A 9,029-nucleotide genomic window follows, 5' to 3' on the forward strand; every position below is an offset into this window, starting at 1 on the left:
GGTCGTATCACAACGCTTTGAGTCTTGGTTATTTTATGGCCCGAAAAGCATGGAATATGCCCACAGCAAACGGTCTTCGAAGCCTTAAAGAACGGGCAATAGGCTCTTTCGCCGGCATTTTATTTCAGCTGGGCTGCAGCGCTTATTTTAAACTATACAAAGAGCTTGCCTATTCAACTAAATGGATAAAGGGAACGTTTGAAAGATTATACAACGCGGGGAAAAATCCCGAGATAAAAAAACTTTTCCATAAATACATAAAGACTTTTATATAAGATAATTTATTCTTTCTACTTTTTATTTTCCACTTTCGTGATTAAGATTTCCTTGACACATGTTAATGCCCATTCTATATTTCTTCCCGTAAAGCGAAAGTTCTTATTAAGAAATACCATAAGGACAATTTGTTTTGGACAATAGTAGCACAAAATCAGGTATTCTATGTTATCAGAGTACTTTTTAACCACGGGTATGAACCCCAAAACAAGCTTTAGAATTCATACCCTCCGCTGTGCGGGATGGTTCGACTTACAAATTTCAATGCATTTCGTTTTTGAAATTTGAGTCTCACAATAAAAAAGATATGGAAAGAATTAGGAGGTTTTTATGTATCGGATTGATTTGTTAAACAAGATTTCGAAAAAGGGCTTGAGCCTTTTTACTGAAAAGTATGAATATCGTACGGATATTCCCGATCCCGACGGAATTCTTGTAAGAAGCAAGGAAATGAAAGAGATGACCCTGCCGTCAAGCCTGAAAGCAATTGCCCGCGCCGGTGCCGGCGTCAACAATATTCCCATCGATAAATGTTCGGAGAAAGGCATAGTGGTGTTTAATACGCCGGGCGCAAACGCTAACGGCGTGAAAGAACTGGTGCTCCTGGGCATGCTGCTGGCATCACGCAAAGTGGTTGATGGAATCGCCTGGGCCAAAGGACTGGTAGGTGAAGGCGACAAGGTACCCGACCTGATCGAAAAGGGCAAATCCAAGTTCGGTGGCACCGAGATCCTGGGCAAGAAGCTCGGGGTGGTTGGTTTGGGAGCCATCGGCACCATGGTGGCCAATGCCGCCGAAGGTCTGGGCATGTCAGTCTGGGGGTACGATCCGTACCTGTCCATCGAGGCGGCCTGGAGGCTGTCCCGCAATACCAAGAAGGCACCAAGCCTGGACAAACTTCTGTCCGAGTGCGATTTCATCTCGCTACACGTCCCTCAGAACAAAGACACCAAGGGATTCATCAATACCGATAAATTCGCGGTCATGAAGAAGGGCGTAGTGATCCTGAACTTCGCCAGAGGGGGACTCGTAGATACCCCGTCCCTGAAGAAGGCCATCGCCGACGGTATCGTAGCCTGCTACGTAACTGATTTCCCCGATGAAGAGGTCATCAAGACAGACAAAGTCATCGCCATCCCGCATCTGGGTGCGTCCACCGAAGAATCGGAAGAAAACTGCGCCATCATGGCTGCCATGCAACTGATGGGCTTCCTGGAAAACGGGAACATCAAGAACTCAGTCAATTTCCCGGAATGCACCCTGGACAGATCAGGCAAGGTCAGACTCACCATTTCGAACAAGAATGAACCAGGCATGATCGAGAAGATCACCCGCATGCTTGCGGACAACAAACTCAACATCGCCGACATGATCAACAAAAGCAAAGGTAACATCGCCTATAACATCATCGACGTGGAAGGCGATATCAATACTGACTTGGTAAAGAAAATCCAGTCTATCGATGGGATCGTAGCTGTCAGGGTGATTTAAGAATACCTCTGGCACGTTAAATAAAAAAAGGCGAATCCCCTGTGATTCGCCTTTTTCCTAATGGTTTAAATTTTAGTTAACCACTGCAACCGCTTCGCCTGGCGCTTGCTATGTAATCATTTTTTGTTTCTTTATCTCCCCGATGATGCAAAAACTACTTTCCATTAGAAGCGGTTATTCTCCAATTATAGCATTCTGAAAAATGTTTCTTATACCTAAAGCAACCATGCCCCAAATGGGCTCATCTAATCGAAATCTTCTTTTATAATTGTGTCTTTTTTATTACATAATTAAAAAAAAATCAAGAAAAAAATCAATATATGGTAGTTATTTTTTTTATTACCACAACAAGTGGTATGCAATGGTATTATAGAAGCAATCACCTGTCCATTATTTCAACTTCGTTCAATTACTATAAAGTAAGGCAAACCCTTTTTCTTTTTTGACTCCGGCCACTGTAATAATGTATAAGAATCAACGGTATGCTGCCTTCCACTAAATTCCGGTAATGCTTTGGAGGAGATCATCATGGATGAAAAGGTAAGAAACGCGATATTTAAACAAATTGAAAAGGAACCTTTCGGTAAAAAATTCGGCTTGAAATTGAAAGATGTGCGGGAAGGATATGCTAAAGTAGAAATGCTTTTCACTCAAGATATGGAAAACATGTTCGGAATGGCCCACGGCGGTGCGATTTTTTCGCTGCTTGACGCGGCTTTCGAAGTCGCCTCCAACTCGCACGGAACAATGGCGGTCGCTCTGAATATGAATATTAATTATCTGGCTTCACCGGAAAAAGGATCTATGCTTACCGCCGAAGCCAGAGAAATCAACAGGACAAAGAAAACTGCCGCCTATGACATTCATGCCACCGACGATGCAGGAAAACTTCTTGCCTCCTGTCAGGCACTGGTATACCGGTTGGAAAAGCCACTGCCTTTTTTGTAAAATCGAGTAAACGCAATCAATAAAAGCCTTGTCTGCCTGAAATACTTTCCGGCCTTTATTGTTATCTTACGCTTACAGAAAATCTATTTTATGATTCGCGCTGGAATACGAAGGCAAAAAATGTTCCTTAATGAATCGCGTTCTTCTCGGTAAACTTCGTCTTATTTTAACCGTAACAGGAATTCCGTAAGCCAGTGCTGCATGAAAAACAAACGTGTCAAATGTAAACACTCTGGCAATTTGTCCTGAAGCCAGAATTTGCGCGAATTGACATGGGCTGAATCGGCCGCGCCAATCCTCTAAATCAGCCCCGATTACGGTTGGAATCTTAGATTCAGCATCGGCTTCTCCTCCCACCAAACATAGTGAAAGACCACATTCCTCAGCGCATTTTTTAGCTTGCAGCGATAATCGCTTAACATCTGATTCCCATACCCGAAACCAGCCTGAATTAACAAACGGTGCTAAAATAACCTTTTCGGACGCAACCCGCTTTTGAGAGACCGAGGGTTTCCACGGAGCAAAATCGAAATTTTCGGGAATTTCAATTTTAAAAACGTTAGCAAGACTGTATGTTATTGATTCCGAAATCCTATAGCACATGTCATTTGCAAGAGTATTTATCGCTATTATGTTTGCTTTTGTTCTCGGCAAAACGTCGGGTAGTAATTCCTCGCGAGTCACAATAATGTCACAGTTAAAGATTTCTCCATCGTTTATAACTTTCGCTCCCGAATTTATGAAATACTCCAACATCTCCGGCGTAGGTCTGATGCAAGTATCAAAATTGTTTTTAGTAAGCCTGAGAGCAGGTTCAAAAAAAAGCTGATCACCCAAATGAATAAAAAGCGGATTATCCAGATAAAAGCCTATTTTTGCCGGTCTGGCGAGCACCGACCTTCGATTAATAATCTGTATGAATTCAGAGGAATCAGCAAAAAGAATGTGCTGAATTTTTTGCTGAACCTTTTTTGTTAAATAAGCTATGCGATTCATTTTGCTGTCCCGCAATTTTTCAGTATCCCAGATCTGCGTCAAATCTGATGCGCTCAATCAATAAATACAACTTTACTTTCTCCGGCAATATAAGGTGTCGCCACATAATTTTTAACTTGATTTTTCCACTTACCGGAAAAACCAGGTCTTAATACGACATAACTGCTTTTATTATAAATATTAAATAAGTGCAGCCAGAACGCGTCGAAACCGATATAAGCTACCAAATTGTCCATTGACGCCAAAACAAAAGACTCTTCAACGCTGGTCTCTCCCCGCAAATCCAAATCAGCAATTCCATGGTTAATTGAATCCCGATTTTTTTCTTTTTTTGTTCCTGTATGAATTAATTTCACACCTGAGTCTCTTTTATATCTTTCAGCAAACAGCCGTAAAGCATTATTGCTTTTCCAAATCATTGTTCTACTCATTCCTAATTTATGTGAATCAATATAATTATTAAAAACTGCATATTTATATAGAGGATTTATACCAAACTTCAACGCTACGGATTTTATCTCTACCGGACTGAAATTCAAAGTCCGGGGTTTTGCATCATTAATTTTTAAAGCTAAATAATCGGCGATATTATTTAACACCAAGTTAATTATCGGCTGAGATACATTAATGTAATTAAAATTAAACCAAAAAACATCCTTATCTCTTAAATGATAGGCCAATTCAGTTCGCGCGACTAATACGTCATCGTGATTAATCAATGATTTATCAATAACTTGATATCCAAGACGCCGGAAATAGAATTCCATTGGGGAATTGCAGCAAATTGCCAGATTAAAATTTGCGTTCAGTAATCCAGCAACCGGCTCGCACCACAGAGTATCGCCTAAATGAATGAATTTGGGATAATCAAGATATAAAATTATCCGCTTTGACTTGTCTATTTTTTCACGTTTATAGAAACATTTATTGATTCCATTGAATCTGATGAATAATTTATAATATATTTTTTCCGGAACAGTTAAGAATTCAGCAATCACAATCGTAACCTGATTTTTCGATAAGGTATTTTCTCCGTAAAAAAATACAGTGAATTCTTATCTACAATTTACTGTATACCATTTCCAAGTTATCAATATAACTGTTTATATCGTATTGTTTTGAGGACAAAAAAGCGTTTTCAGCAATCTCGCGGTAGAGCTCAACATTTTTTTCATGTAAAATTTTAACAACAGCATCAGCCAGCTCTTCCGAATTGTTTGCATTCACTAAGAAACCGTTATAACCATTTCTAATCAAATCGGGATTTCCGCCTCTGTTTGTCGCTATGACAGGCTTGCCGAATGATAATGCTTCATAAATCACGATGGGGGAGTTTTCCATACAGGTTGACGGTACAACAACAATGGAAGAATTCAAATAGTAATTTGCGACATCCTTATTGGGAACACTGCCGGTAAAATTAATATGACTATCCAGATTTAGAGACCTCGACAAACTCTTTAGCTTATTTTCCTGTAAACCAGATCCTACGATAGTTAGTTTCACATCCGGAATGTTCTTAATAACAATACTTAAAGCCCTTATCAGTGATTCACAACCCTTATTTTCCTCTAACTTGCCAACAAAGAGAATCTGATTGCTTATATAATTAGCCGTAACATTACTTCGCCTCGTTGTAAAATAAGGGAAAGCCGATATGTTTCTGAACCCCTGATCTTCCATATATTCTTTTAGTAACCGCGTTGCCGTAACATAACCATCCACATTTTTCTTCTGAAAATAGTGTTTTATTCTAAATAAATAAAAGTAAAAAGGAAATAATAACGGATTAATACATCCATGCTTTAAGCATTTGAAACCAATTCCCTGCTCACATACTTTCTGATCATCTTTACGAATACCCCAGAAAGAGGGACAGACTATACCGAAATCATAAATTGATCTAAGCGTTTTAAAATTTTTTACAGGCATAAGAAATGTAAGAATATGCTTATCTATATTATGAAGATGAATGATATCCGGATTAAATGATTTAATTGTTTTCTTAAGCTGTGCATATCCTTTCGGATTAACTAAAAACTGGCAAACATATCTGAGAAAATTGGATTCCGGTTCTTTGATTACTATGAAATTTTTCTCATCTATATTTTTATTACCGAAACAAAATAATATTATCTCATGGCCTCTTTCTCTAAGACCGGTTATTTGATTATTAACAAAAACCTCTGCTCCTCCAGTATCGGAATAATTACCATGCAGCATCAATATTTTCATTTTTTACCTTTCCGTTTTCCAGACAGATGCAAACGCCAGTTTAAAAAGAGGAAGCTTCTAACTTATTTCCCCGGTTTGAGTAATATATTTAAATTTGTCAGTGCCGTTAATAAAAAATATAAGAAAAAGCGCGCGACATTCTTCAGTTGCAAAAAATTATTCACAAACTCCGGCTTCTCTTTTTTGACGGTCTGCATGAATTGGATCATTTCTGCGAGGCTGCGTTTCCGCATCACATTAATCCAGACTTCGTTAAATTGGCTCCTTATAATGGTGCCTGTCATGTTTTTCCCCCACGATTCCAGAAGGTTTTTGTCATAACCATTATTGCGCGCATACTCCAAAGGTTTTGTAATGAAAGTAATGTTGGCGGTAAATTGATGGAAATCCATAGTCTGCGATAAATTATTGCTGTGCTTGCGCCACACTCCGGCTATACGTTCACTTAATATTACATTTCCGTGCAGAACCAGCCGCAACAAAGATTCCCAGTCGGTACTGGAAATATCAACATCATAAAATCCTATACGGCAAGCTGTTTGCCGATGATATAAACTCGTAAGATGAGGAATTTTATACCGCTGCCAATTTAAAAACAGGTTTATCCCTTCCAGACAAACCTGCTCTTTTACAAGACGATGTATATGCGGAAAATGAAAGCCCTTTTGCCAGACACTTTTTACACCTGCTGTAAAAAGAACAACGTTTTCATAAAAGCGTATCTGCCGCAGGGCGAAGGAGATATAACTTTCATCTGTCAGATAATCGTCGCCGTCCAGATTTAAAACCCATTCGCCATTTGCCAGCTCATATAAGGAACGCCTGTAATTTGCCGTCTTGCCCAGATTTGTTTTGTTTCTGTAATATCTCAGCCGCCTATCACCAGCAAACTTCTTCACAACCTCCGACGTACTGTCAGAAGAACAATCATCCGCGACAATAACTTCTAACTTAGCATAATCCTGCCGAAGTGCACTTCTGACAGCATCTTCCAGATAAGCAGCCTGATTATAAGTCGGAATTATAATAGTAACCAGTGGTGAAGCCATAAGTTTTCATCTCCGCTTACTGAAAATAATTCTTCTGAATGTAGATTTTACTCCTGCAGGCAATATCCGTGAAAATAATTGACGCACCTGAATTATGATCTTAAAAACAAGGATATCCAATTCATTAACATCAATGCAGTTGCGGAACTTCATGATGGAATACAATTCAAACCCATCGAGATTCTTCTCCTCAAAAACAGATGGTTTGCGAACCTTTACAAATACTCCGGGGCTGTCTGAATCTTTCTCACTGGCCTCTATCATCATATCTCCGAAAACCGCTTTCATATCGTCCGCTTCATAACGCCAGAAATCGAACGGATAACCATGGTATTCAAAGCCCCTGGATCTGGTTGTCAATAGCAGCAATCCGTTGGGTTTAAGAACATTTTTCAAATTCGAAACAGCTTTACGCCAATAGCGAACATGCTCCAAAACCTCCGTACAAATAACCACGTCAAAGCTTTCTTTACCGTAGCGGTTAATCAGATTATTGACATCACATATTTGATCAACACCGGGGCCAGGGACAATATCAACGCCCAGGTAACAGGATGGTTCCATATAGCAGACATAGTTTCTGAGCGAACCATTTACATCAAGAGCGCCAACTTCCAGTACCTTTTTATCCATTATTTCTGCACGGGAAAGCTGAGACTCACAAAACCGGATACATGATGGATGACACATGATAAATCCTTAATTGTTTTAAACCTAAACTTTCACACCATGAGGTTTAAAAATCTGCAATTTTATATCTAACTTTTTTAATAAGTTTCTGAAAAAAAGGCATATCTGAATCGTAATCAGCAGTAAGACGAAAAACCAACGGTACGTCCAGCACCTTTTCATGATGCATCCCATGTCCCCAGAGATTGTCCTCGCCCCAACAATCACCATGATCGGCACAGATTATCGTATTGCTTTCCTTAAATGCTTCCAATAATGATTTAATACTTGCGTCTACATATTCCAGACACGCCTTCTGGCGTCGCCGGCATTCAGCGGCATCGTTTTTTTCTCCTGCCATCGGCGTACAGGGATTTATATCCTTATTCCATGGAGCTCCCTGAAAATAATAAGGGAAATGTGTTTCACCTATATTAAGAAAGAGAAAAACCGGTTTATCGTTTTCTTTCATTTTTTTGCTCATCCATTTCAACTGCTTTTCCAAAAAGCAGACATTGCCGGAGAAATAGAAATCATGAAAATCGCGCGTCAGGATTTTTCCGGTTGGCCTCGCTGGATCAAACCAGAGAAGAGCTCCTGTGCCTATACAATAATAATCCCGGATTTTAAAACCATTGACGATATTTTCACCTTCCAGAATAAAGCGATGTTTACCCGTCCCGGAAAATCCTCCTCCCCGCATTTTGAATATTTTCCCGACCATAGGATTAACAAAGGATTCGGGTGATTGAGCATCACCGGGCGTAAAACCCATAAACATCGCCGCATGAGAGGGATAAGTGAAATTACCGGGCGCCATAGCCCGCCATATCGGACCAACGGCACGTATGTGGGGAATCCCGGCGTTGATGAATGTATCATAACGGCAGGAATCTAATGTGATAAAAAGGACAGATTCGGATCGCGCTTTTTGAAACACAGCCATGCCCTCTCTTTTTTGTAAAAAAGAATAAGAATAAGGTTGATCTATGTCAAGAAAATCTTGGTCTTGAAATTACATAAAAGATGTTCGCCGAGTTTGACGAACAAAAAAAAAGGGCAGGACCAATTATGACCCTGCCCTTTTTTGTATATTCTGTTTCTTGTCCGAGCTATATTATCTCATGCTCAGCAGTTTTCTTGTCTTCACCCCCGCAAGCCAGGTACGTTCGCCCTACATGAAACTTTCTTCGGGGATATCGATCGCGCTGCGGTCGCCGAACTTCATCGACTTGAGATAGCCGAAGAGATCGGGAACATGATTCATGACATAGAACCGGGCCGTGGCAATTTTGCCCTTGTAGAAATCGGCGTCGATTTCGCCCTTCTCTTTCATCTTTGCCGCCGCCAGAAGCGCCTGGTCGA

The 9,029-nt window shown here is 40.1% G+C and carries 10 protein-coding genes; 3 read left to right on the plus strand and 7 right to left on the minus strand.

The features are described 5' to 3' along the window. From CVU62_15075 to CVU62_15085, 3 genes are all read left to right on the plus strand, one after another. Positions 1 to 275 (plus strand): hypothetical protein (locus CVU62_15075; GenBank protein ID PKN36406.1); only part of this gene is annotated, 275 nt, incomplete at its 5' end. Between the two features lie 331 nt (positions 276 to 606). Beyond that, a complete protein-coding gene (locus CVU62_15080; protein PKN36407.1) occupies positions 607 to 1,767 on the plus strand; it encodes a 3-phosphoglycerate dehydrogenase in 1,161 nt (386 codons plus the stop codon). Between the two features lie 528 nt (positions 1,768 to 2,295). Beyond that, positions 2,296 to 2,715: a thioesterase gene (locus CVU62_15085; protein PKN36408.1), complete on the plus strand. Its 420-nt coding sequence runs from the start codon at positions 2,296 to 2,298 to the stop codon at positions 2,713 to 2,715. Between the two features lie 72 nt (positions 2,716 to 2,787). On the opposite strand, the gene CVU62_15090 is transcribed toward CVU62_15085, so the two are convergent. From CVU62_15090 to CVU62_15120, 7 genes are all read right to left on the minus strand, one after another. Next, positions 2,788 to 3,768 (minus strand): hypothetical protein, encoded by a 981-nt coding sequence (locus tag CVU62_15090; GenBank protein ID PKN36409.1) that lies wholly within the window; start codon positions 3,766 to 3,768, stop codon positions 2,788 to 2,790. After that, positions 3,765 to 4,709: a hypothetical protein gene (locus tag CVU62_15095; protein ID PKN36410.1), complete on the minus strand. Its 945-nt coding sequence runs from the start codon at positions 4,707 to 4,709 to the stop codon at positions 3,765 to 3,767. Before CVU62_15095 ends, CVU62_15090 begins: the two co-directional genes overlap by 4 nt. 61 nt (positions 4,710 to 4,770) lie before the next feature. After that, positions 4,771 to 5,946, minus strand: a complete 1,176-nt coding sequence (locus tag CVU62_15100) for a hypothetical protein (protein PKN36411.1) — start codon at positions 5,944 to 5,946, stop codon at positions 4,771 to 4,773. 62 nt (positions 5,947 to 6,008) lie between these two features. Next, positions 6,009 to 6,995 carry a glycosyltransferase family 2 protein gene (locus CVU62_15105; protein PKN36412.1) on the minus strand — a complete coding sequence of 329 codons (987 nt, stop codon included), beginning with the start codon at positions 6,993 to 6,995 and terminating at the stop codon, positions 6,009 to 6,011. Between the two features lie 6 nt (positions 6,996 to 7,001). After that, positions 7,002 to 7,685 (minus strand): methyltransferase type 11, encoded by a 684-nt coding sequence (locus CVU62_15110; GenBank protein PKN36413.1) that lies wholly within the window; start codon positions 7,683 to 7,685, stop codon positions 7,002 to 7,004. A 46-nt stretch (positions 7,686 to 7,731) separates the two neighbouring features. After that, the gene (locus CVU62_15115) at positions 7,732 to 8,610 is read right to left on the minus strand and encodes a hypothetical protein (GenBank protein PKN36414.1); all 879 of its coding nucleotides are present in this window, start codon (positions 8,608 to 8,610) and stop codon (positions 7,732 to 7,734) included. A gap of 228 nt (positions 8,611 to 8,838) precedes the next feature. Next, positions 8,839 to 9,029, minus strand: a 191-nt coding sequence (locus tag CVU62_15120; protein ID PKN36415.1) for an acyl-CoA dehydrogenase, incomplete at its 5' end; no start/stop codon positions are given.

The sequence above is a fragment of the Deltaproteobacteria bacterium HGW-Deltaproteobacteria-2 genome (assembly GCA_002840505.1).
Classification (GTDB): domain Bacteria; phylum Desulfobacterota; class Syntrophia; order Syntrophales; family Smithellaceae; genus Smithella.